Here is a 22,498-nt window from a genome sequence, read left to right as displayed (position 1 = left end):
AAGGCGGCGCCGGGCGGGGCCGGCGCGGGTGGATCGGCGAGGCGGTAGCGTTCAGCGGGTGGCCGTGACCGATCCCGTGGACATCCGCTTGCTCGCCGCGCTCGCCGAGCTCGGCAAGACCGCGGTGCACGAGCTGGCGGCCAAGGTCGGCATGGATCCTCGCGAGGTCGCCTACCGGCTGGTCGCCCTGTCCGGCAGCGGGCTGCCGCTGCTCGTCGGCGTCGAGAGCGACCCGCAGGGGTTGCGGGCGGCCATCGCGGGCGCGCCGCCGTCGTGGGCGAACCGGCCGCCGCAGCAGCCGTTCCCGGCTCCGCAGCAGTTCGCGCCGCCGTCGCACCCGGTGCCCCAGCAGCCCGCGCCGCCGATGCCGCCCGGCCCGGGGCCGCAGGGCGTGCCGTCGGGTCCGTACAACGTGCAAGGCGCGCCTTCGGGTCCGTACAACGTCCAGGGCACGCCGTCCGGTCGGTACCCGGGCCCGCCGCCGCGCCCGCAGGTCACCCCGCCGCCGGCGCCGGTCGATCCCGTGGTGAGCACGTGGGGCCTGCCGCAGACGGCGTCGTGGGCGCGCGGTGACGAGCCCGCCCGGCCGGCCGGCACCGGCAAGAAGGGCAAGCTCGGCGAGGTCATGGCGACCCAGGGCCTGGAGGGCGAACAGCTGACGGTGCAGCTGCTGGAAGTCCAGGACCCGGCGGACTACCTGTTCGGCGCGGCGGGCTACCGCCTGGAGGCGGGCGAACGCGCGGTCGTCGTGCACACCGAGATCACCAACCGCGGCTCGATCCCGTTCGCGTCGCTGCCGGACAACTACCTCGAGCTGCTCGCCGCCGACGGCACCGCGATCGGCAAGGCGCCGGTGTCGCTGACGTCCCGGCCGCCGCACAAGATCGGCGTCAAACCGGGCGAAACCCTGGGTGGCCACACGGTGTACGTCCTGCCGGACGCGACGCGCGTGGTTTCGGTGCGCTGGAGCCCGCGGCCGGAGCCGGACGAGCGCACGCTCACCTGGTCGATCGACGACTAATAGCTCTCGTCGCGCAGGATTTCCAGGGCCTTCGCCAGGTCGTCCGGGTACTCGGACTCGAACTCGACCCAGCGGCCGTCCGCCGGGTGCGCGAACGCCAGCGTCTTCGCGTGCAGCCACTGGCGGCTCAGGCCGAGGTGCCGTGCCAGGACGGGGTCCGCGCCGTACGTCAGGTCGCCGACGCAGGGGTGGCGCAGCGCCGAGAAGTGGACGCGGATCTGGTGCGTCCGCCCGGTCTCCAGCTTGATGTGCGCCAGCGACGCCGCCCGGAACGCCTCGACGACCTCGTAGTGCGTGACGCTCGGGCGGCCGCCCTGGACGACCGCGAACTTGTAGTCGTGACGCGGGTGGCGGTCGATCGGGGCGTCGATCGTGCCGCGCATCGGGTCGGGGTGGCCCTGGACGATCGCGTGGTAGCCCTTGTCGACCGTGCGCTCCTTGAACGCGCGCTTCAGCACGGTGTACGCGTGCTCGCTCTTGGCCACCACCATCACGCCGGTGGTGCCCGCGTCGAGCCGGTGCACGACGCCCTGGCGCTCGGCCGCGCCCGAGGTCGCGATGCGCAGGCCGGCCGCGGCGAGGCCGCCGACGACGGTCGGTCCGGTCCAGCCCGGGCTCGGGTGCACGGCGACGCCGACCGGCTTCGAGATCACGACGATGTCGTCGTCGTCGTGCAGGATCTGCATGCCCTCGACCGGCTGCGCGACGACCTCGACGGGGTTCGCGGGCTCCGGCAGGGTGATCTCCAGCAGGCCGCCCCCGGAGAGCCGGTCGGACTTGCCCGCGGGACGGCCGTCGAGCAGCACGTCCCCGGATTCGGCGAGCTCCGCGACGACGGTCCGCGACAGGCCGAGCAGCTTGGCGAGGCCGGCGTCGACCCGCATCCCGTCGAGCCCGTCGGGCACCGGGAGCATCCGCGAGCTCACGCCTGCTCCTCCTGCTGCTCCGGCGCTTCGGCCTTCTTCTTGTCCTTGGTCGACGTGCCGTCGTAGTCCTTGCCCAGCAGGGAAAGCAGCACGATCAGCGCGCCGCCGACGCAGATCGCCGAGTCGGCGATGTTGAAGATCGCGAAGCCCTTGCCGTTCGGGGCGAACGCCGAGATGAAGTCGACGACGTGGCCCTGCAGCCCGCCGGGCGCGCGGAAGATGCGGTCGGTGAGGTTGCCGGTCGCGCCGGCGAGCACCAGGCCGAGGCCGATGGCCCAGCCGATCGAGCGCAGCCGCCGCGACAGCCAGATGATCGCGACGACGACGGCGAGGGCGACCAGCGCGAGCACCCACGTCATGCCGGTGGCCATCGAGAAGGCGGCACCCGGGTTGCGGATCACCTGCAGGTAGATCAGCCCGCCGAGGATCCGGACCGGCTCCTTGCCTTCGAGGTTGGCGGCGACCAGGTTCTTCGTCACCAGGTCGATCGCCCAGAACACGACGGCGACCGCGAACACCCAGCCCACGCGCCGCTTCGGCAGCGGCGTCGCCGGCTCTTCCGGCGTCTCCTGCACGGTCTCGGGCGCCACCTCGGCGGCTGCGTCGGTGTCGGGCTCGGAGTGGCTGGGCTCGGTGCTCACCGCACCATTGTCCACGGTGCTGGTCAGGCCGTGTCGGCGGCGGTGACCGGCCCGCGCGGCAGCACGGCGAACAGCAGGCCCGCCGCCATCAGCGCACCCCCCGGCGGGGTCGGGAAAACCACCGTGACCAGGACGGACCCCGCATCGACGGCCACCAGGAACCGGCCGCGCCCGTACCCGGCCGGCACCAGGGGGCCGAGCGCGGCACGCCCGTCCCCGGGTAGCCGCAGCTCCAGCGCGCCGACCAGGTCGAGCAGCGGGACGGCCGCGCTCGAACCGGACGGCCTGCGGCGGCGTGCCCGCCGGGACTACCGGTACCGGCCCGCCACGGCGAGCACCACGCAGGCGAGCCGGCCGAGCGACCACGTCGGTGGCGGCGTCGATGCCCGAGAGCCGGTTGTCGGGGAGGCCGGTGCCCCGGGTCAGCTGGTGGCCCCGCGCGCGGTGTCCTTCGACACCAGCTCGACCGCCACCATCACCAGCCGTCCCGGGAACCAGGACCGCCGCGTCCCCGTCACGGCAGGGCCTCGCGCGCCGGGCGCAGGAGGGCGGCGAACGCCGCGGCGAGCAGGACGGCCGCCGAGCCGAGCACCCCCACCAGGTCCGCCGAGAGCACCACGGCGATCACCGCGAACGCCGCCGCGGCGAGCAGGACGAGCTTGCTGCGCTCGTACGCGGCGAGCACCAGCAGGCCGAGGGTGGCCAGCAGCGGGCCGCACAGCTCGTCGCCGAGCCGGAACTGCCACGACCCGACCAGGTCGAGCAGCGGCACGGCGAGCAGCGCGCCGAGCGTCCCGAGGACGAACCACCCGGTGCGGACGGGCCGCAGGGCGAGCGCGTACCAGATCGCCGTGCCGATCAGCACCACGCCGAGCGCGACCAGCCAGGCCACGCCCGTGGGCAGGCCTCGTCCCAGGGAGTAGAAGGCGTCCTGGGACAGCCATTGGGCGCGGCCGTACTGCGCCACCCCGGGCGGGGCCGCCGGCCTGAGGAGGAGGTTCGCGGACTGGTCTTCGGCCGGGCTGCGGCGCGACAGCAGCTGCAGCGCCACCATGCCGATCTGCGTCAGCCCGAGCAGGGCCAACGGAAACCAGAACCGCCGCTCTCTCCCCATCGGGCCAGGCTAGCGCTCAGCAGAACGGCGGCAGCTCACGCGGGTCGCCGACCGGGGCCCAGCGGCCGTCCACCTTCGCGTACTCCCAGCGGGCCCCGCGCGCGACGATCTGGCGCAGCGCCCGCACCACGCGGTCGACGTGCTCCTCGGTGCTGCCGAGGCCGAGGCTGACGCGGATGGCCTGCTGCCCGGTGCCGCCGGTGACGCCGATCAGGCGCTTGGCGGCGATGTGGGCGCAGAAGGCGCCGTCGCGGACGCCGATGCCGTACTCCGCCGACAGCACCGCGGCGACCCAGCCCGGGTCGAAGCCGTCGACGACGAAGCTGACCGTGCCGACGCGGTCGACCGGCGCGGCGAACAGCCGCAGCTCGGCGCAGCCCGGGATGCCTTCGAGTCCCTTGCGCAGCCGGGCGAGCAGGGTCTGCTCGTGGTTTTCGATCGCGGCCCAGTTTTCGCCGAGGGTTTCGCACGCGACGCCGAGCGCGTAGACGCCGACGGTGTTGGGCGAGCCGGCTTCGTGGCGCTCGGGCCCGGTGTTCCAGACGACGGCGTCCTCGGTGACGAGCTTGGTCGCGCCGCCGCCGGCGAGGTACGGCCGGGCGGCGCGCAGCCAGTCGGCGCGCCCGATCAGGGCGCCCGCACCGAATGGCGCGTAGAGCTTGTGGCCGGACAGCGCGACGTAGTCGACGTCCAGGTCCTTGATCGAGATCCGGCGGTGCGGGGCGAGCTGGGCGGCGTCGAGCGCGATGCGCGCGCCGTGCCTGCGCGCCACGGCGGCGATTTCGGCGACGGGGAGCAGCTCACCGGTCACATTGGACGCTCCGGTGACGACGACCAATCGCGGTCCCTGCGGTGCATCCGCGAGGGCTTCGTCCACAGCGGACACTGCCGCGAGGCGGGTGCGCGGGGTCGGGATCCGCCGGACGTTCGGGCCCTGCCACGGCAGCAGCGCGGCGTGGTGCTCGGTGTCGAAGACGACCACCGTCGTGTGCCGCGGCAGGCTGCGGGCGAGCAGGTTGAAGGAGTCGGTGGTGTTGCGGGTGAACACGACGGTGTCGGTCCGGCGGGCGTCGACGAAGCGGCGCAGGACGTCGCGGGTGCGTTCGTAGAGCTTGGTGGAGACCTGGGAGGCGAAGCCGGCACCGCGGTGGACGCTGGCGTACCAGGGCAGGAATTCGTCGACCTTCGCGCGGACGGCGTCGAGACAGGGGGCGCTCGCGGCGTGGTCGAGGTTGGCGTAGCCGATTGCCTCGCCGGTGACGAGCGGGACGCGCAGGGCGGCCCCCGCGACGGTCGGGATGTCTTGCGTGACAACGGTTTTCGCGGTGACGGCAGCCAGGGTGGTCGTGCTGGTGCGGTCGATGGCGAGAGTCATCGGTGCCTCCTCGGCGGTCCGGGGGACCCCGGCGAGGGGCCCGCGCTTGCCCGTCGCACGGCGCGACCGGCCCGGTCTTCACCCGGGGCACCCCACCGCGGTAGGAGGGTTGCCGGCCAGCAAGCCGGGGCTTCGCGCTGGCACTCATGACCTGAGCCCGAAGGTAACCGAGAACGCGGCCGGCGGCCAACCCCCGCCTCACATTCTGAGACGCCGCTCACACACCGTGAGGCCTCAGAGCTTGGCGCGGAAGCGTCCGGGGAGCTGCGTCACGGCGTTGTCCGCGAGGTGCGTCGCGGTGCCGGTGTACTGCTCGGCTCCCGCGGTGAAGCGCCAGCCGCCGATGGTCTTGCCGTCGACGGGTTCGCCATCGGCCTGGGCGACGGCCGTCGAGACCTCCGCGAAGGACTTGCCGTCCCAGTTCGCGGCCTCGGGCACGGTCCAGAGCGTGAAGTGCACGTGGGCGCCGGTGCTGCTGCCACCGCACGGGAGCGCGTTCCCGGTCGACCCGAGGACGGCCCCGGCCTCGACGTGCTCACCGTCGGTGACCTTGATGCCTTCCATGTGGTAGTACCCGGTCCGCCAGCCGCCGGCGTGGTCGATGGTGACCCAGTCGCCGCCGGCGCAGTGCTGCAGGTGGACGGTCCCGGCCAGAGGGGCGCGCACGGTCCGGTCGGCCGGACTGAAGTCGATCGCGTTCTTGACGCCGGTGCTGCCGTCGTCGGAGTGGATGCCCGCGGAGTAGACCTGCTGACCGGCCTTGAACGGCAGGGCGAGAGCCGGGAAGGGAGCCACTTCGGCGATCGCGGCCGGCGCGCCGAGCAGGCCGAGGGCCGCGGTCATCGCGACGGCGAGGACCGTCCGGCGAGTGTGCAGTTTTGTCACCGTGCGTACTCCTTTGGCTTAACGCTCACCCATTCGAACTAACCGGATCGGGCGGAGAGTAGGCCAAAGGTTGGATCATTGGGAAGATTCCGGACGGGGAAGATCACCCTTGCGGGAAAAGATCACCAGGTCGGCGGGGAGAGTGGACAGGGACCGGACAAAGCGCGGTTCAGGGGGCCGCGCGGGAGGGGGCGGGCTGGCGCGCTTGGCGGGCCAGATCATGCGGCTGGGCTGGGCTGGCTGGGCTGGGCAGCCACAGCCAACAGCGCCGACTCGCTCCCAACGGCCCAGCTCGCTGCCTTGCCGACCGCGTCGCGCGGCCCGAGCACCGCCTCACCCCAACGGCAGCTCGCATCCAGCGACGGATTCGTCCGATCGGTCACAGCGCGGCCACGACCACGAACGGGTTAGCGCCCCGACTCGCCCCGCCACCTGGCCAGCCGGCCCGCCCGGTCCACCGCTCGCAGCCGGCGCTCGACCGCGTCGCGGACCACCGTGGTCGTCACCACCAGCAGCTGGTCGTTCTCCTGCAGCCGGCTCGTCTTCTGGGGCGTGAAACCCGCGCCCTCGCGGACGACCAGGCTGACCGTCGCCCCCGTCGGCAGCCTCAGCTCCGACAAGTACACGCCGTGCAGCTTCGACCCGCGCTGGATGCGGACCTGCAGCAGCTCCGCGCCCAGCTCGTCCAGCGGTGCGGAGTCGACCTCGACCTCGTGCGGCTCGGACTTCGTCGCCAGCCCCAGCTTGCGGCCCAGCGGCCCGAGCGTCGCCCCCTGGACCAGCGTCAGCACGATGACCAGCACGAACACCGCGTCGACCAGCCGTTGCGCGCCCGGCAACCCTCGTGACAGCGGGATCATCGCCAGCACGATCGGCACCGCGCCGCGCAGGCCGGCCCACGACAGGAACGCCTGTTCCCGCCACGGCAGCCGGAACGGCAGCACCGAGAGCACCACCGAGATCGGCCGGGCCAGCAGCAGCACGACGGCGCCGGCGACCAGGCCCGGGACCAGCGTCTCGAGCAGCCGGCTCGGCGACGCGAACAGCCCGAGCAGCACGAACAGCCCGATCTGCGCCAGCCAGCCGAGCCCCTCGGCGAACGACAGCGTGTCCGACCGGTGCGGCAGCCGCGCGTTGCCCAGCACCAGCGCGGCGACGTACGTGGCGAGCAGCCCGGACGCGTGCGCCAGCTGGCCGGACGAGTACGCGACCACGCAGACCGCGATCGTCGCGAGCGGGTAGAGCCCGGTCGCCGGCAGCGCGGCCCGGCGCAGCGCGATCCCGCCGAGCCAGCCGAAGGCGAGCCCGATCGCCAGGCCCGCGCCCAGCTCGTAGACGACCAGCAGCGGCAGCGTCCAGTCCACAGTGGTGCCTTCGGCCAGCACGACGACCGCGATGTACGCCGGTGCGTCGTTGACGCCCGACTCCAGCTCCAGTGCCCCGACCAGGCGTTTGCCGATCCCGGCCGTGCGCAGCACCGAGAACACCGCCGCCGCGTCGGTCGAAGCGAGCACCGCGCCCCACAGCAGGGCGAACCGCCAGTCGAGGCCGAGCAGGAAGTGCAGCGCCGCGCCGGTGACCGCGACGCTCACCACGACGGCCACTGTGGACAGTGCGATTCCCAGGCCCAGCGCGGGTTTCACGGCCGACCAGCGCGTCGTCAACCCGCCTTCGGCGAGGATCATGACGAGCGCGGCGAGGCCGAGCGACTGGGTCAGCTCGGGGTTGTCGAACCGGATGCCGAAGCCGGCTTCGCCGAGCACCACGCCGATCCCGAGGTACAGCAGCAGCGACGGCAGGCCGAGCCGGATGGAGACGCGCACGGCGAGCACGGACGCGAGCAGCACGACGCCGCCGACGCCGAGCAGCACGGGGAGCTGGTCCATGCCGCCTCCCTCCGAGTGCCGTGGGCACTCAGAATAGTGAAGCGGGAGGGTTAACTCGTTCGTGTACCGCCGGCCCGAGTCGGACACCCGGTGTGTTAAGGCCCATCCAGCGCCGCGAGATCGACGCCCAGCGCAGCGAACGGCTCGGCGGCGCTCGGGTGCACCTTCACGGCGCGGTGGCCGTCCTGGCCGACCCAGCCGGCCTCGACCGCCCGGTCGAGCAGCGCCGCGGGCAGTGCGCCGGCGAGGTGGTCGCGGCGTTCCGTCCAATCCAGACAGTCGCGCAGCAGCGGCCGGCGCCCGGCGGCGACCGGCACGCCGAGCCCGGCCAGCACCTCGCGGCCGCGGCCGGTCAGCGTCAGGCCGTCGGCGGTGTCGACGAGGCCGGTGGCGAGCATGCCGTCGCGCACGGCGACGCCGAGCACGCCCGCGAGGTGGTCGTAGCAGGTGCGCGCGAAGCCGAGCCGCTTCACCCGCAGCGACGACTTCAGCCCCGTTACCGGCCGGTGCCCGACAGTTTTTAGGGGGCTCCGGGTGGCGGAGCCCCCGGCCCGGGGCAGCGCCCCGGATGTCACGGCGTGCTGGGCCAGGTGCTCGATCAGCTCGGCGACGCGCGGGTCGGCGATCCGGACGTAGCTCGCGCGGCCCTGCTTGACCCGGACGACGAACCCGGCGTCGACCAGCCGGGTGACGTGTTCGCTGGCCGTGGAGAGCGCGATCCCGGCCGCCTTGGCCAGCTCGCCGACGGTCCAGGCCCGCCCGTCGAGCAGGGCGAGGCACATGGTGGCCCGGCTCGGGTCGGCGAGCACCGCGGCGACCTCGGCGAGGGCGATCGTCTCCATGCCCCCACGCTACGACCCGCGCTGTTCGGCCGCGGCCGAAGCGTCAGATCCCCTTCAGGAACTTCGCGGCCAGGGTGACCGCCGGGCCCGAGTCGTTGGAGCTCTCCAGGAGCACCGCGAACGCCACGTTCCCGCGGTACCCGACGAACCAGCCCGTGGCGTTCGAGCCGTCGCCGAACTGGGCGGTGCCGGTCTTGCCGAAGACCTCGCCCGCTCCCGCCGCGCCGCGGCCGGTCCCGCCGGTCACCACGGCCCGCATCATCTTCCGCACCTGGCCGAGCACCGCCGCGGGCGGCGGCGAATAGCCCTTGACGACCTTCGTGTCGAGGTCGTGCCACAGCCGCGGTGTGATGGCCTTGCCGGCCGCGACCGTGGCCGCCATCAGCGCGCCGCCGAGGCAGCTCGCCTGGATCCGGCCCTGGCCGAACCCGTCCTCGACCTGCTCGTCCTTGCTCGCCGCCGGCTCGACCTTGCCCAGCTCGGTGTCGATCCCCGGGATCTCGTAGTCGGCGTTGAGGCCCAGCTCGTTCGCGGCCTTCACCAGCCCGTCGGCCGGGAGGTCCAGCGCCAGCTGCCCGAACGTCGTGTTGCACGAGCGCGCGAACGCCGTCTGCAGGTTCGTCGCGCCCAGCTCGAAGCCCTCGTTCTTGACCGTCCGCGTGCCGATCGTCGCGACGCCGGGGCAGTCGACCGGCGAGCCCGCGTTGAGCCCGCTCTGCTGGACCGCCGCGACCGACGTCGCGATCTTGAACGACGAACCCGGCTCGTACAGGCCGTGCAGCGCCTTCGGGGCGTTCCCCGCGGCCGCGTTCTGCGCGACGGCGAGGATGTCGCCCGAACCCGTGTCGAGGGCGACCATCATGGCCGAGCCCTGGTAGCCGTCCACCGCGGCCTGCGCGGACTTCTGCGCGGTCAGGCTCAGGCTCGACGTCAGCGTCTTCGCGTCGCCGTCGGCCTTCCCGAACAGCGTCTCGACACTCTTCCCGCTGGTGTCGACGCGTTCGACGGCGAAGCCGCCCCCGCTCGCCGCCGTCACCTGCCCGGTGAGCGCCGAACGCAACAGCGGCGCCGGGTCGCCGTCGACCGCGCGCAGGCCGCCGGACCCGCTGACCACCAGCGGCTTGCCGTCGCGGTCGGCGACGGCCGTCGTGTCCTGCACCGCCGTGCTGACCACCAGCCGCTGCCCCGCTTCCAGCTTCGGGTGCAGCAGCGACGGTGCCCAGTGCACGAGCCACTTCCCACCGGTCTGGGCGAGCTCGAACGGCACGTCGTAGGTCCAGACCTTCCCCGGCTTCAGCGCCCACGAGACGCTGAACGTCCCGCTGGTCTGCTTGGCCCCGGCCGGAGTCGGCTGCAGGACGGTCAGCTTCGCCTTCAGCGACGACGGGTTCAGCGTGTTCCGCGCGTCCCGCAGCGCCACCGCGGCCGCCGGCGCGGCGTCGGTCAGCCGGCCCGCCGCGTCCGGGTTGTTCTCGGACAGGTCCTGCAGGTACTCCGTGATCGCCGAGTGCGGATCGGCCGCGCCCGGGTTCTCGACGCTCGTCGCCCCGGCCTCCGCCGCGGGCGTCGAACCGCCGTTCAGCACGAAGAACGCCGCCACCACGGCCACGACGACGAGCAGCGCGCCGCCGATCAGGATGCCGCGTCTTCTCGCAGGACTCATTTCCGCGTACCCCTCCCCCAAGGAACGCCACCGTCGTGGGTGACCGGCTGATCTTACCGGCCACCCACGACGATCGGTCAGGCTTTTTCGACCGCGACCGTGACCTTCGTGCCGTCGCCGACGGTGCCGGCCGACCCGTCGGCCACCGCGCCGTAGGTCACCGACGTGGAGAGGGTCTCCGACGCGAGGAACTCCTCGTGCGTCCGAGCCGCGTCCACGACGTCGGAAGGCGCGTCCACGGTCAGCGCGATCCGGTCGGCGACGTCCAGCCCGGCGTCGCGGCGGGCCTGCTGCACGACCCGGATCAGGTCGCGGACCAGGCCCTCGGCCGCCAGCTCCGGCGTCACCTCGGTGTCGATGAGGACCAGCCCCGACCCGCCGGGCAGCTCGGCCGCCGCGCCGCCGCCCTTGGCAACCAGCCGCCGGTCGAACTCGCCTTCCCGCAGCGTGATGCCGGCCGCGACCACGGCGCCGCCCTGGAACGACCAGTCACCCGCCTTGACGGCCTTGATCACGGTCTGGACGTCCTTGCCCAGCCGCGGGCCGGCCGCCCGCGCGTTGACCGCGACCTCGAACCCGCCGTGCGCGGCGACGTCGGTGGTCAGCTCGACCGCCTTGACGTTCACCTCGTCGCGCAGGATGTCGGCGAAGGCGCCCATCGTCTCGGCGTCGTCGGCCGCCACGACCAGCGACGACAGCGGCAGCCGCACGCGCAGCTTGTTCGCCTTCCGCAGCGACAGCGCCGACGACGCCACCTGCCGCACCCGGTCCATCGCGGTGACCAGCGCCGCGTCCGCGGGCAGGTCGTTCGCGTTCGGCCAGTCGGTCAGGTGCACCGAACGGCCGCCGGTGAGGCCGCGCCAGACGACCTCGGTGGTGAGCGGCAGCAGCGGCGCCGTCACCCGCGACGTCACCTCCAGCACGGTGTGCAGCGTGTCGATGGCGTCCTGGTCGCCCGCCCAGAAGCGGTCCCGCGAGCGCCGCACGTACCAGTTCGTGAGGACCTCGAGGAAGTCCCGCACGGTCTGGCACGCACCCGCGATGTCGTAGTGGTCCATCGCGTACTCGACGTCGGTGACGAGCTCGTGCGTCTTCGCCAGGACGTACCGGTCGAGCACGTTCGGCGAGTCCGTGCGCCACTTGCCTTCCACGCCTTCGGCGTTCGCGTACAGCGCGAGGAAGTAGTACGAGTTCCACAGCGGCAGCACGGCCTGGCGGACGGCGTCGCGGATGCCCTTGTCGGTGACGACGAGGTTGCCGCCGCGCAGGATCGGGCTCGCCATGAGGTACCAGCGCATGGCGTCGGAGCCGTCGCGCTCGAAGACCTCGTTGACGTCCGGGTAGTTGCGCAGCGACTTGGACATCTTCGCGCCGTCCGAGCCGAGCACGATGCCGTGCGCGACGCAGGTGCGGAACGCCGGCCGGTCGAACAGCGCCGTCGCGAGCACGTGCAGCAGGTAGAACCAGCCGCGGGTCTGCCCGATGTACTCGACGATGAAGTCGCTCGGGTAGTGGTGCTCGAACCAGTCGGCGTTCTCGAACGGGTAGTGCACCTGGGCGTACGGCATCGAGCCGGAGTCGAACCAGACGTCGAGGACGTCCGGCACCCGGCGCATGGTCGACTTGCCGGTCGGGTCGTCCGGGTTCGGCCGGGTCAGCTCGTCGATGTAGGGCCGGTGCAGGTTGTCCAGCCGCACGCCGAAGTCCGCCTCGAGCTCGTCGAGCGAGCCGTAGACGTCGGTGCGCGGGTACTCGGGGTCGTCGGACTGCCACACCGGGATCGGCGTGCCGAAGTACCGGTTGCGGGAGATCGACCAGTCGATGGCGTTCTCCAGCCACTTCCCGAACTGGCCGTCCTTGACGTTCTCCGGGTACCAGGTGATCTGCTGGTTGAGCTCGACCATCCGGTCCTTGAACTGCGTCACCGCGACGAACCACGACGAGACCGCGCGGTAGATCAGCGGGTTCCGGCAGCGCCAGCAGTGCGGGTAGCTGTGGTCGTAGGTCTCGTGCCGCAGCAGCACTGCGCCCTGCTGCGCCGCCGAACCCGTGCCGTTCTTGAGGTCCCGCACGATGTTCGGGTTGGCGTCGAAGACCTGCTGGCCCTCGTAGTCCGGCACGGTCGCGTCGAACTTGCCGTGCGCGTCGACCGGCGTGACCGGCGGGATGCCGGCGGCGTCGGTGACGACCTTGTCGTCGGCACCGTAGGCCGGGGCGATGTGGACGATCCCGGTGCCGTCGTCGGTCGTGACGTAGTCCGCGGCCAGCACCTGGTGCGCGTTCTCGGTGCCGGTGAAGTACGGGAACGGCGGGGCGTACCGGGTGCCGAGCAGCTGCGAGCCGGTGTAGCGCGCGACGACCGTCGGCTCCTCACCGAGTTCACGCGCGTACGCGGCGACGCGCGCTTCGGCGAGCAGGAACCGTTTGCCGGGCTGGTTTTCGCTCTCGACGACGACGTAGTCCACCTCGGGGTGCACCGCGGTCGCGAGGTTCGACGGCAGCGTCCACGGCGTCGTCGTCCAGATGAGCAGGTACGTGCCGTCGAGGTCGTTGTCGTTGCCCTGCAGGCGGAAGCCGACCGTGACGGCCGGGTCCTGGCGGTTGCGGTAGACGTCGGCGTCCATGCCCAGCTCGTGGTTGGACAGCGGCGTCGCGTCGCGCCAGCAGTACGGCAGGACGCGGTAGCCCTCGTAGACGAGTCCCTTGTCCCACAGGCGTTTGAACGCCCACAGCACCGACTCCATGTAGGTGACGTCGAGCGTCTTGTAGTCGTTGTCGAAGTCGACCCAGCGCGCCTGGCGCGTGACGTATTCGCGCCACTCGTCGGTGTAGCGCAGCACGGACTCGCGCGAAGCTTCGTTGAACTTCGCGATGCCCATCTCTTCGATCTCGGACGTCTCGGTGATGCCGAGCTGGCGCATCGCTTCGAGCTCGGCGGGCAGGCCGTGGGTGTCCCAGCCGAAGCGGCGCTCGACCTTGCGGCCCTTCATGGTCTGGTACCGCGGCACCAGGTCCTTGACGTACCCGGTGAGGAGGTGGCCGTAGTGCGGCAGGCCGTTGGCGAAGGGCGGGCCGTCGTAGAAGACGTACTCGTTGTCGCCGTGCTCGCCGGCCGGGCGCGCGTCGATGCTCGCCTGGAACGTCCGGTCCGTCTCCCAGTAGGCGAGGACCTGCTTCTCCAGCTCGGGGAAGGACGGCTGCGACGGGACGCCCGCACCGTCGTTCAGCTGGGCCTGGGGGTACATCCGGCTGCTCCTCGGTTCGTCGCTCTCGTACGGACGACCGGGTTCCCGGTCACCCACACGGGGACGAAACGCCTGGCGGCGCACCGCGGTACCACCCCGCTTGCCTGGCAAGGACACCCAGGCCGCTCGTTCGACGGCTGTCACGGGCCGCACCCGTCCGGTTCTACTGAGAGCGTGCCCGCTCGGTTCTTCCGGAGGCTCCCCGGTGATGGCCGGATCGACGCCTTGCTGGTACCAGGTTAACCGGCCCGCGCAACCGGGTTGTCACGAGGGGCACGTACCCACACGACGGTCACGCCGATCGCGACCAGCCACAGCGCGCCGGCGATCAGGCCGGCCGCGTGAAGGCCGCCGGCGAAGCCGCCACCCATCACGGCGCCGAGCACCGCGACGCCGAGCGCGCCGCCGGCCTGGCGGGCGGTGTTGTTGACGCCGCTCGCGACGCCGGCCCGCTCGGCCGGGACGTCGCCGACGGCCGCCGTCACCACCGCCGTCGTCAGCAGGCCCATCCCGGTCCCGAGCCCCAGCAATGTCGGCAGGAGGGCCGGGTAGCCGCTGTTTTCGTTGACCAGCACGAGGTTCAGCGTTCCGAGCGCGCCCAGTGCCAGCCCGGCGACCATGAGCGGCCGCGGCCCGAACCGGCCGGTCAGCCGGCCCGCGACCGGCGCCAGCACCGAGAGCGGGAGGAACAACGGCAGCACTTCGAGCCCGGCTCGCAGCGGTCCGGCGTGCCGCACACCCTGCAAGTACAGCGTGAGCACGAGGATCGTGCCGATGCCGACGAAGTTCATCGCCGCCGCGACGAAGTTCGCCGCCGCCGTTCGCCGGGCGACGTCCGGCGGCAGCATCGGGTGCGCCGACCGGTGTTCGACGACCAGGAACGCCCCCAGCAGGACGACCGCGAGCACCCCGGCGACCGCGTTGGCGTCGATGACCGCGTAGACCCCGGCGCCGAGGGCGGGCGCGGCCGTCGCGATGCCGGCGAAGTCGATCCGGCCCGGCCCGCGGTCGCCGCGCGGCAGGAGCCGGCGGATCGCGACGGCGGCCGCCGTCGCGATCGGGACGTTGAGCCAGAACACCGGCCGCCAGCCCGCCGCGGCGACGATCGCCCCGCCGAGGACCGGGCCCGCCGCAAGCGCCAGCGCCGACACCCCGGCCCAGACGCCGAGGGCTCGCGCGCGCTCGGCGCGTCCGGGGTGGGCGTTCGTGATCACGGCCAGCGTGCCCGGCAGCAGCAGCGCGGCACCCAGGCCCTGGCCGGCTCGCGCGGCGACGAGCCACGGTGCCGACCCGGCGAGCCCGCACGCGGCCGATGCCGCGCCGAACAGCGCGAAGCCCGCAACGACCACCCGGCGGTGCCCGAAGAGGTCACCGAGGGCGCCGCCGGTGAGCAGCAGGGCGGCCAGGACGACCGCGTAGCCGTCGATCACCCACTGCAGCGCGGCGAGGCCGCCGCCGAGGTCCGCGCCGATGGCGGGCAGGGCGACGTTGACGACCGTGACGTCCAGCTGCACCAGGAACATCCCGGCGCACAGGGTGAACAGCAGCATGTCCCCAGTGGACCGCGCGGACGCTTCCGTCGCGGTGGAAGTGTGCCGGGGGCATCCTGGGGGCATGGAAGGCGACGCCGACATCGCCCGCACCGCGGCGCTGTTCGCCGACCCCGCGCGGGTCCGCGTGCTGCTGGCGCTGGCCGACGGCCGGGCGCTGGCGGCGTCCGTGCTGGCGGCCGAAGCCCGGCTGTCCGCGCCGGGCGTCAGCGCGCACCTGGCGAAGCTGCGGGACGCGGGGCTGGTCGTCGCGGAGAAGTCGGGGCGGCACCGGTTCTACCGGCTGGCCGGTCCGGACACCGCGGAGCTGATGGAGACGCTGGCGCGGTTCTCGCCGTCGCAACCGGTGTCGTCGTTGCGCGAAGGGACGCGAGCGGAGGCGTTGCGGACGGCCCGGACGTGCTACGACCACCTGGCGGGCCGGCTCGGGGTGGCGGTGACGTCGGCGCTGCTCGACCGGGGTGCGCTGTCCGGCGCCTCGGACACGCGACGGCGGCCGGGTGACCGGATTTCGGCTCCGCTGCGCGAACACCCGTACACGCTGGGTCCCGACGCGGAAGCGGTCTTCGGCGAGCTGGGCGTGGACCTGGCCGCGGTCGCGGCGGGACGGCGTCCGCTGCTGAAGTTCTGCCTGGACTGGAGCGAGCAGCGCCACCACCTGGCGGGCGCTCTGGGCGCGGCGGTCGCGACGCGGTTCGTGGACGCGGGCTGGGTGCGCCGGCGTGGGCAAGCACACCGCGCGTTGCGGCTGACGCCGGAGGGGGCGCGGGCGTTGGCGGCCCACCTCGGGGTTGCGGGCCTGGCCGCCTAGCGGTGCGCGGCCACCAAGGTCGCGTCGGGGCTGCAGCGGTCGCAGGGGGTGAAGCCGAGCTGGCGGGCTTCGCCGACGCCGATGGGGATCGTGTCGCGGCTGCCCAGCCAGACGCACGTTCTCAGGTGGTAGCGCGGGTGTTCGTCGACAACGACGACCTCGTCCTCGAGGTCGGCCAGGACGGCGATGTCGGCCGCCGACGTCTCTTCTTCGCCCGGCTCACCTCGGGTCACCGGCTCGGCCTCGGCTGGTTCTTCTTCGGCCGGAGCCGGTTCGGGCTCGGGCTCCGGCTCGGGCGTGTCGGCCGGGTCGCCCAGGTCGCCGGCCGCCGGGATGAGGACGGTCTGCTCTTCCTCGGCCGGTTTCTCCGCGGGTTCGGCGGAAGCCGCCTCGGGTTCGCCGCCGGAAGCGGGTTCCGGCTCCGGCTCGGCGGCGACCGGAGCGGCAGCCGCGGACCGACGCCGGCGGCGCAGCCAGTCGGCGACCAGGATCAGCCCCGCGAGCACCGAGAGGCCGATGGATACCCACGCCCACAGCGAAGACGCGGTGATGAGCGCGGTGACGAGCAACCCCAGAGCCGCCAGTACCAGGACCAGCACGATGTAAAGCACGCTGAATTACAACACGAACAGGGCAAGATCGTCCGCCGACCCGCCCACGTGCGGTACCGGATCGACTCCGAACCGTGGCCCACCCCGCCGGCGGTGCCGGCGGGGTGGGCCCGGGAGGAAACTCAGCCCGCTTCGGCGCGCGGGCCGAACGAGTAGCCCTGGCCGCCGCTGGACGAACCGGACGACTGGCCGGAGTTCGACGAGGCCGACGCCGGGGCCGCGGAGCCGCGGTCGTCGAGCTCGCGCAGCTGGGACTCGAGGAACCCGCGCAGTCGCGTGCGGTACTCCCGCTCGATCGTGCGCAGCTCTTCGATCTTCTTGCCCAGCCCGCCCTTCTCGGCGTTGAGGCTGTTCATCGTCTCGGTGTACTTCCGCTGCGACTCGCGCTCCAGCGTCGTCGCCTTGTCGCGCGCCTGGCGCTCCAGCGTCTCGGCCCGAGTCCGCGCGTCGTTCAGCATCGTGTCGACGCGCGTGCGCGCCTCGTTGACCATCGAGTCGGACTTCGCCCGGGCGTCCGAGAGCAGCTGCTCGGACTTGGTGCGGGCCTCGGCCAGCATCCCGTCGGACTCGGTCTTCGCCTCGGCGGTCAGCCGGTCGGCCATCTCCTGGGCCAGGCCCAGGACCTTGGCGGCCTGCACGTTCGGCTCGGCGCTGTCGCCGACCATCGAGTGCGCCTGGGTCTGCTCCATGGCGGACTGCGGCGGCGGCACCGGCGCGAGGCGCCGGGACGGCTCTTCGCGCATCGGGGGCGCGCCGACGTTCGCTTTGGCGTTCTCGAGCTCGGAACGAGTCGACTCGAGCTCGGCGTCGAGCTGCTCCATCTGCTGGCGCAGCTCGTTGTTGTCCTCGATCAAGCGGGCCAGCTCGGTCTCCACCAGGTCGAGGAACGCGTCCACCTCGTCCTCGTTGTAGCCCCTCTTGCCGATGGGCGGCTTGCTGAACGCAACGTTATGCACGTCAGCGGGGGTCAACGACATCAGATCACCTCACGCACTCCATGGCCTGCAGGTCCATCCAAGTTCTTCCCCGATCAACTTGGAGTCGCCAGTTGCATCGCGAAGAACACAACCAGCAGCAGAACCATAATCGACAAGTCCAGTCCCACGCCGCCGATTCGAACCATCGGAATGATTCGTCTGAACAGACGAACCGGCGGGTCCGTCACTGTGTAGATGGTCTCGAGCGTCACCGCAACCCCCCCGGCCGGATGCCACTCACGGGCGAACGTCCGGACGAGTTCGATCACGATCCGCGCCGTCAACAGCAGCCAGAAGGCGAACAGCACGTACCAGACGACCAGCCACACAGCTTCCACGTACCTACTCTAACCGGGCGTCCTCGCAGAAGACGCTGTTGAGGGGGTCGACGCGGCATCGGGTCGACAAAATCACGTCTGCTTGCGCTCAGCGGTCCGCGCGACTTCAGCCCCGCAAGAATAATCCGCCCTCGGCAATCCGCCGACGGTCTTCCGCCGTGACGTCCACATCGGGCGGTGAGAGAAGGAACACCTTGTTGGTGACCTTGTCCATCGACCCGCGCAGCGCGAAGGCCAGCCCGGCGGCGAAGTCGACGAGCCGCTTGGCGTCCGCGTTCTCCATCTCGGTGAGGTTGATGATCACCGGGATGCCCTCGCGGTAGTGCTCGCCGATCGCCCGCGCCTCGACGTAGCTCGTCGGGTGCAGCGTCGTGATCCGGCTCAGCGGGTCCCGCAGCGGCGGCCGGACGGGCTCGGTGACCGGGCGCAGGCGCGCCACGGGCTCCGGCTGGCGGTCGATCGCGAGCGCGCCGTGGACGGCGGGCTCGGCAGCGGCGACGGAGCGTGACCGGCTGCGGCTGACGGGCTCGTCGTACGTGTCGTCGACGTCGCGGTACCGTGAGCGGGACGACCGCGGCGCCGGCTCCTCGTAGGAGTCGTAGTCGTCGTCGTAACCGCGCCGGTAGTCGTCCCCGTCGTCGTAGCCGTCGTCGTCCGCGGGCACCATCCCGAAGTAGGCCTTCAGCTTCTGCAGCGCGCTCATGCCTCTCCCTAGCCCTAGCCGCTCCCGCACTGACGTTTCTCCACGCCGTCAGTGCCCCGTACGGCCGACCACTAAACGTGACCGGGTACGGGCTCCCTACGGCGAGGCTAAACCGCGTCCACCGAGCAACGCGGTTCCGACACGCACACAGGTCGAGCCGTGCGTGATCGCCTGCTCGAGATCATGGCTCATCCCGGCGGACACGTCTGCGGCATTCGGGTGATCTTTGCGGAGGCTCTCACCCGCGCGAGCGAGGCGTTCGAAGGCGGCCGCGGGGTCGGCGCCGAGCGGTGCGACGGCCATCAGGCCGCGAAGCCGCAGTTCACCCGTGTGAGTGACAAGCTCGGCGAGCGCGCCCAGCTCGTCGAGCGGGCAGCCGCCGCGCGCGGGGTCGTCGTCGAGGCTGGCCTGGAGCAGCACGTCGAGGGGTTCGTCACGTATCTGCGCGTCCCGGGCCGCACGCACGGCCTTCGCGAGCGCGTCGGCGAGCCGGGCCGAATCCAGGGACTGCACTTCGTGTGCCCACCCGACCACGGACCGCGCTTTGTTCCGCTGCAGCCGGCCCACCATGTGCCAGCGCGGGTGCGCGTCCGGCCGCGACTCGGCGACTTCGGCGGCCTTCGGCCCGGCTTCCTGGTCGCGGTTCTCGCCCAGGTTGGCGACACCGAGATCGGTGAGCAGCGCGGCGTCGGACGCCGGGAAGGTCTTGGTGATCGCGATCAGCTTGACCTCGTCCCGCGCGCGCCCGGCGGCCCGGCACGCGGCGGCGATCCGCTCCTCGACCTCGGCGAGGTTGGCGGCCAGCTCGGCCTTGCGGTCGGTCATGCTTCGATCCACGTGATCCCCGCGATGCGCCCGGTCGTGCCGTCGCGGCGGTAGCTGAAGAGCGTCTTGTCCTCGTTCGTGCACCGCGGGTCGACGCCGATCTTCCCGACGCCGAGGTCCGCGAGCTGCCGCCAGAGCCCGGCGCGCAGGTCGAGCCCGGGCGTGCCCCGGCGGGTCTTGCAGGCGCTGCCCGGCACGTGCTTCTCGACGTCGGCGGCCATGGCGGCCGGGACCTCGTAGCAGTCACCGCAGATCGCCGGGCCCAGCAGCGCTTCGATGCGGCCCACCTCGGCGCCCGCCTCGCACATCGCGGAGACCGCGGCCGGGACGACGCCGACCCGGGTGCCGACGCGCCCGGCGTGCACCGCCGAGACCACCCCGGCCTCGGCGTCGGCCAGCAGGATCGGGACGCAGTCGGCGACGAGCACCACGAGCGCCACGCCCGGGGTCGCCGTCACCAGGGCGTCGGTCGCCTCCGCCGCCCGGGTCTCGGAGCCGTCCACAATGGTCGCCGTGCGGCCGTGGACCTGTTCCATCCAGGCCAGCTTGTCCTCCGCCAGGCCCAGCTCGGACGCGAGCCGCTTGCGGTTGGCGTAGACGTTCCCCTCGTCGTCGCCGACGTGGTCCCCCAGGTTGAACGTGTCGTACGGCGGCCGGGACGCGCCGCCCGCCCTGGTCGTGACCACTCGCCGAACCCGCATGTCCCCATCCTCCCAAACGCCGTGAAGGCCACCTCGGCGACTCCGAGGTGGCCTTCACGAACAGCGGTTGACCTAGCGCCGCATGAACGGCGGCACGTCGACCTCGTCGTCCGACGGGTCGTCGTGCACCGGCATCGCGCGGCCGGGCAGGCTGCCCTGGGTCGCGTTGGAGCCGAGCGGCGAGTAGCCGCGCGAGCCGCCACCCGGCTGCGGAAGCCCGCCCGACGGCGGGTTGCCGGTGGCCGAGGGCAGCGGCGAGTGCGACCGCGGCGGCGCGACCGGGTAGCCGGAGCTGCCCGCCGACGGCACCGGGGTGGCCCCCGACGGCGGCGTCGGCGGGTTCGAGACCTGCCCGGCCGCGGCGGACGCCGTCGTCGACGACGAGCGCGAGCCGAACGCCGGCGGGTCGAGCTTCTTGTGGGTCGGCGCGCCGGCGTCGAAGCCGGCCGCGATCACCGTGACGCGCACCTCGTCGCCGAGCGAGTCGTCGATGATCGTGCCGAAGATGATGTTGGCGTCCGGGTGCGCGGACTCCTGCACCAGCGACGCGGCCTCGTTGATCTCGAACAGGCCCAGGTCGGAGCCGCCGGCGATGGACAGCAGGGCGCCGTGGGCGCCGTCCATCGACGCCTCCAGCAGCGGCGAGTTGATCGCCTTCTCCGCCGCCTGGATGGCCCGCCCTTCTCCCCTGGCCGAGCCGATGCCCATCAGCGCGGAGCCCGCGCCGGACATGACGCTCTTGACGTCGGCGAAGTCGAGGTTGATCAGGCCCGGCGTGGTGATCAGGTCGGTGATGCCCTGGACACCGGACAGCAGCACCTCGTCCGCGGAGCGGAACGCGTCCATCAGCGAGACGCCGATGTCGCCGAGCTGCAGCAGCCGGTCGTTCGGGATCACGATGAGGGTGTCGCACTCGTTGCGCAGCGACTGGATGCCGTCTTCGGCCTGCTTGCCGCGGCGCTTGCCCTCGAAGGTGAACGGGCGCGTCACGACGCCGATGGTCAGCGCGCCCAGCTTGCGGGCGATCTGCGCCACGACCGGGGCGCCACCGGTGCCGGTGCCGCCGCCTTCGCCGGCCGTCACGAACACCATGTCGGCGCCCTTGATGACCTCTTCGATCTCTTCACGGTGGTCTTCGGCGGCCTTCTGGCCGACCTCGGGGGCGGCGCCCGCGCCGAGGCCGCGGGTCAGTTCACGGCCGATGTCGAGCTTGACGTCGGCGTCGGACATGAGCAGTGCCTGGGCGTCGGTGTTCACCGCGATGAACTCGACACCCTTGAGGCCGACCTCGATCATGCGGTTCACGGCGTTCACGCCGCCACCGCCGATGCCGACCACCTTGATCACCGCAAGGTAGTTGTGCGGGGGCGTCATCGAAGTCCGCCTTCCTGATCGTTGTGCCCGTACAGCCCGCCGGCCGGTGATCAACTCTCAACCTAAACCCCAGATTGAGAGTTATGTCAACTGCCGACGTTAGGCAGGACGGTAGGCACCAGGCAGGCTCTAATCCAGTAGGCACGCCGTGTGTCGCAAAGGTGTTTTGCCACAACACGTTCGAGCGCGCAAGAGCGAGGAGCCGGGAACACCCCTCCGGCCCGATCTGCTATGGCACGCCGCTCAGGCCGGTGCGGGCATGCTCATGAGCACGTCGGTCGGCGCTCCGGTGGGCGAACCACCCGCCTGCTCGACGCTCACGGCGAGCTTGTCCACCGGCCCGACGCCGTCGGCCACGACCAGGCCGCCGTCGTCGGACGCGGCGATCACCCCGGCCGAGCGCGGGGCGTTCCCGCCCGTGATCAGCCAGGCCTCGTAGACCTTGCCGCCCGGCTGGGCCGGCAGCCCGGTGTCCATCACCATGACCCGGTTCAGCGACCTCGAGGCGATGACCGTGACCCCGCCGCCGATGGGCGCCTCGCCGTGCACGGTCTTCGCGTCGGGGGCCGACAGCAGCGCCGCCACCGGCTCGTAGCGCTGCTTCGCCTGGTCGAGCCGGCTCTGCGCGGACTGCAGCTCCTGCTGCTGGGTCAGCGCGATGCCGCCGAAGACGCCGCCCGCGGCGAGCCCGATGACAGCGGCCGCGGCCGCCACGACGACCGCCCAGCGCGGCGCCCGCGACGAGCGGCGGGACCGCTCGTGCGACCCGGGCCGCGTGCGCGGCGGCAGCTGGCGGGTGGCGTGCATGGCCGCCATGACCCGGTCCTTGAACTCCGGCGGCGGCTCCTCGGCCATCGCCGCGCCCAGCCGGGCCGCGGTCGCCCGCAGCTCGGCGACCTCCTGCGCGCAGGACTCGCACTCCTCGAGGTGGCGGGCGAACTCCGCGCGCTCGATGTCGTTGACCGCGTCGAGGGCGAAGGCGCCGGCCAGGGTGTGCATCTCGGGCGTGC

The 22,498-nt window shown here is 72.4% G+C and carries 21 protein-coding genes and 1 riboswitch; of the genes, 2 read left to right on the top strand and 19 right to left on the bottom strand.

What is annotated here, in order from left to right; all coding sequences use genetic code 11:
* Window positions 1-58 precede the first annotated feature (58 nt).
* Window positions 59-1,021, top strand: coding sequence for an AsnC family protein (locus tag ACIRSS_RS41755; RefSeq protein ID WP_400905336.1), 963 nt, complete (start codon window positions 59-61; stop codon window positions 1,019-1,021).
* Here the strand turns inward: ACIRSS_RS41755 and ACIRSS_RS41750 are convergent.
* From ACIRSS_RS41750 to ACIRSS_RS41700, 11 genes are all read right to left on the bottom strand, one after another.
* Entirely contained in the window at window positions 1,018-1,947 is a 930-nt protein-coding gene (locus tag ACIRSS_RS41750) for an RluA family pseudouridine synthase (RefSeq protein ID WP_400905333.1), read from the bottom strand. The two genes, ACIRSS_RS41755 and ACIRSS_RS41750, sit on opposite strands and share 4 nt — an antisense overlap.
* Window positions 1,944-2,588 carry a signal peptidase II gene (lspA, locus tag ACIRSS_RS41745; RefSeq protein ID WP_400905330.1) on the bottom strand — a complete coding sequence of 215 codons (645 nt, stop codon included), beginning with the start codon at window positions 2,586-2,588 and terminating at the stop codon, window positions 1,944-1,946. The genes ACIRSS_RS41750 and lspA overlap by 4 nt, the downstream gene beginning before the upstream one ends.
* Before the next feature lie 23 nt (window positions 2,589-2,611).
* Entirely contained in the window at window positions 2,612-2,743 is a 132-nt protein-coding gene (locus ACIRSS_RS41740) for a hypothetical protein (RefSeq protein ID WP_400905327.1), read from the bottom strand.
* A gap of 359 nt (window positions 2,744-3,102) precedes the next feature.
* A complete protein-coding gene (locus ACIRSS_RS41735) occupies window positions 3,103-3,702 on the bottom strand; it encodes a hypothetical protein (RefSeq protein WP_400905324.1) in 600 nt (199 codons plus the stop codon).
* A 16-nt stretch (window positions 3,703-3,718) separates the two neighbouring features.
* Entirely contained in the window at window positions 3,719-5,077 is a 1,359-nt protein-coding gene (locus ACIRSS_RS41730) for an aminotransferase class V-fold PLP-dependent enzyme (RefSeq protein WP_400905321.1), read from the bottom strand.
* Between the two features lie 37 nt (window positions 5,078-5,114).
* Window positions 5,115-5,229: riboswitch (SAM riboswitch) on the bottom strand.
* Window positions 5,230-5,311: 82 nt separating this feature from the next.
* A complete protein-coding gene (locus ACIRSS_RS41725; RefSeq protein ID WP_400905318.1) occupies window positions 5,312-5,962 on the bottom strand; it encodes a M23 family metallopeptidase in 651 nt (216 codons plus the stop codon).
* Window positions 5,963-6,369: 407 nt separating this feature from the next.
* Complete coding sequence (locus ACIRSS_RS41720) at window positions 6,370-7,848, bottom strand: potassium/proton antiporter (protein ID WP_400905316.1); 1,479 nt, start codon at window positions 7,846-7,848, stop codon at window positions 6,370-6,372.
* Between the two features lie 95 nt (window positions 7,849-7,943).
* On the bottom strand, window positions 7,944-8,690 hold the full coding sequence (locus tag ACIRSS_RS41715; protein WP_400905313.1) for an ArsR/SmtB family transcription factor: 747 nt from the start codon (window positions 8,688-8,690) through the stop codon (window positions 7,944-7,946).
* A gap of 43 nt (window positions 8,691-8,733) precedes the next feature.
* Window positions 8,734-10,353: a penicillin-binding transpeptidase domain-containing protein gene (locus tag ACIRSS_RS41710; RefSeq protein ID WP_400905311.1), complete on the bottom strand. Its 1,620-nt coding sequence runs from the start codon at window positions 10,351-10,353 to the stop codon at window positions 8,734-8,736.
* 77 nt (window positions 10,354-10,430) lie between these two features.
* On the bottom strand, window positions 10,431-13,598 hold the full coding sequence (gene ileS / locus ACIRSS_RS41705; protein WP_400905309.1) for an isoleucine--tRNA ligase: 3,168 nt from the start codon (window positions 13,596-13,598) through the stop codon (window positions 10,431-10,433).
* 239 nt (window positions 13,599-13,837) lie between these two features.
* The gene (locus tag ACIRSS_RS41700) at window positions 13,838-15,148 is read right to left on the bottom strand and encodes an MFS transporter (RefSeq protein WP_400905306.1); all 1,311 of its coding nucleotides are present in this window, start codon (window positions 15,146-15,148) and stop codon (window positions 13,838-13,840) included.
* Between the two features lie 64 nt (window positions 15,149-15,212).
* On the opposite strand from ACIRSS_RS41700, the gene ACIRSS_RS41695 reads away from it, so the two are divergent.
* The gene (locus tag ACIRSS_RS41695) at window positions 15,213-15,959 is read left to right on the top strand and encodes an ArsR/SmtB family transcription factor (protein ID WP_400905303.1); all 747 of its coding nucleotides are present in this window, start codon (window positions 15,213-15,215) and stop codon (window positions 15,957-15,959) included.
* Here ACIRSS_RS41695 and ACIRSS_RS41690 read toward each other — a convergent pair.
* From ACIRSS_RS41690 to ACIRSS_RS41655, 8 genes are all read right to left on the bottom strand, one after another.
* Entirely contained in the window at window positions 15,956-16,570 is a 615-nt protein-coding gene (locus ACIRSS_RS41690) for a hypothetical protein (protein WP_400905300.1), read from the bottom strand. The two genes, ACIRSS_RS41695 and ACIRSS_RS41690, sit on opposite strands and share 4 nt — an antisense overlap.
* A 122-nt stretch (window positions 16,571-16,692) precedes the next feature.
* Window positions 16,693-17,547 (bottom strand): DivIVA domain-containing protein, encoded by an 855-nt coding sequence (locus ACIRSS_RS41685; protein ID WP_400905297.1) that lies wholly within the window; start codon window positions 17,545-17,547, stop codon window positions 16,693-16,695.
* Between the two features lie 53 nt (window positions 17,548-17,600).
* Window positions 17,601-17,876: a YggT family protein gene (locus tag ACIRSS_RS41680; protein ID WP_072477845.1), complete on the bottom strand. Its 276-nt coding sequence runs from the start codon at window positions 17,874-17,876 to the stop codon at window positions 17,601-17,603.
* 115 nt (window positions 17,877-17,991) lie between these two features.
* Window positions 17,992-18,588 (bottom strand): cell division protein SepF, encoded by a 597-nt coding sequence (locus ACIRSS_RS41675; RefSeq protein ID WP_086670200.1) that lies wholly within the window; start codon window positions 18,586-18,588, stop codon window positions 17,992-17,994.
* 96 nt (window positions 18,589-18,684) lie between these two features.
* A complete protein-coding gene (locus ACIRSS_RS41670; protein ID WP_400905293.1) occupies window positions 18,685-19,413 on the bottom strand; it encodes a YggS family pyridoxal phosphate-dependent enzyme in 729 nt (242 codons plus the stop codon).
* Entirely contained in the window at window positions 19,410-20,114 is a 705-nt protein-coding gene (gene pgeF / locus ACIRSS_RS41665) for a peptidoglycan editing factor PgeF (RefSeq protein WP_400905291.1), read from the bottom strand. Before pgeF ends, ACIRSS_RS41670 begins: the two co-directional genes overlap by 4 nt.
* A gap of 72 nt (window positions 20,115-20,186) precedes the next feature.
* Complete coding sequence (gene ftsZ, locus ACIRSS_RS41660) at window positions 20,187-21,488, bottom strand: cell division protein FtsZ (protein WP_400905289.1); 1,302 nt, start codon at window positions 21,486-21,488, stop codon at window positions 20,187-20,189.
* Window positions 21,489-21,731: 243 nt separating this feature from the next.
* A complete protein-coding gene (locus ACIRSS_RS41655) occupies window positions 21,732-22,487 on the bottom strand; it encodes an anti-sigma factor domain-containing protein (RefSeq protein ID WP_400905915.1) in 756 nt (251 codons plus the stop codon).
* Between the last annotated feature and the right edge of the window lie 11 nt (window positions 22,488-22,498).

It is taken from the genome of Amycolatopsis sp. NPDC101161 (assembly GCF_044768185.1).
Lineage (GTDB): Bacteria > Actinomycetota > Actinomycetes > Mycobacteriales > Pseudonocardiaceae > Amycolatopsis.
The sequence above is the reverse complement of the archived record's forward strand: the minus strand, read 5'-3'. Positions and strand labels throughout refer to the sequence as shown.

Excerpts from the sequence above, each read along its gene's own strand:
- ACIRSS_RS41735 (WP_400905324.1), bottom strand. The coding sequence starts at position 3,702 with ATGGGGAGAGAGCGGCGGTTCTGGTTTCCGTTGGCCCTGCTCGGGCTG.
- pgeF (WP_400905291.1), bottom strand. The coding sequence starts at position 20,114 with ATGCGGGTTCGGCGAGTGGTCACGACCAGGGCGGGCGGCGCGTCCCGG.
- ACIRSS_RS41720 (WP_400905316.1), bottom strand. The coding sequence starts at position 7,848 with ATGGACCAGCTCCCCGTGCTGCTCGGCGTCGGCGGCGTCGTGCTGCTC.
- ACIRSS_RS41700 (WP_400905306.1), bottom strand. The coding sequence starts at position 15,148 with ATGCTGCTGTTCACCCTGTGCGCCGGGATGTTCCTGGTGCAGCTGGAC.
- ACIRSS_RS41675 (WP_086670200.1), bottom strand. The coding sequence starts at position 18,588 with ATGAGCGCGCTGCAGAAGCTGAAGGCCTACTTCGGGATGGTGCCCGCG.
- ACIRSS_RS41710 (WP_400905311.1), bottom strand. The coding sequence starts at position 10,353 with ATGAGTCCTGCGAGAAGACGCGGCATCCTGATCGGCGGCGCGCTGCTC.
- ACIRSS_RS41715 (WP_400905313.1), bottom strand. The coding sequence starts at position 8,690 with ATGGAGACGATCGCCCTCGCCGAGGTCGCCGCGGTGCTCGCCGACCCG.
- ileS (WP_400905309.1), bottom strand. The coding sequence starts at position 13,598 with ATGTACCCCCAGGCCCAGCTGAACGACGGTGCGGGCGTCCCGTCGCAG.
- ACIRSS_RS41685 (WP_400905297.1), bottom strand. The coding sequence starts at position 17,547 with ATGTCGTTGACCCCCGCTGACGTGCATAACGTTGCGTTCAGCAAGCCG.
- ACIRSS_RS41695 (WP_400905303.1), top strand. The coding sequence starts at position 15,213 with ATGGAAGGCGACGCCGACATCGCCCGCACCGCGGCGCTGTTCGCCGAC.
- ACIRSS_RS41670 (WP_400905293.1), bottom strand. The coding sequence starts at position 19,413 with ATGACCGACCGCAAGGCCGAGCTGGCCGCCAACCTCGCCGAGGTCGAG.
- ACIRSS_RS41730 (WP_400905321.1), bottom strand. The coding sequence starts at position 5,077 with ATGACTCTCGCCATCGACCGCACCAGCACGACCACCCTGGCTGCCGTC.
- ftsZ (WP_400905289.1), bottom strand. The coding sequence starts at position 21,488 with ATGACGCCCCCGCACAACTACCTTGCGGTGATCAAGGTGGTCGGCATC.
- ACIRSS_RS41655 (WP_400905915.1), bottom strand. The coding sequence starts at position 22,487 with ATGCACACCCTGGCCGGCGCCTTCGCCCTCGACGCGGTCAACGACATC.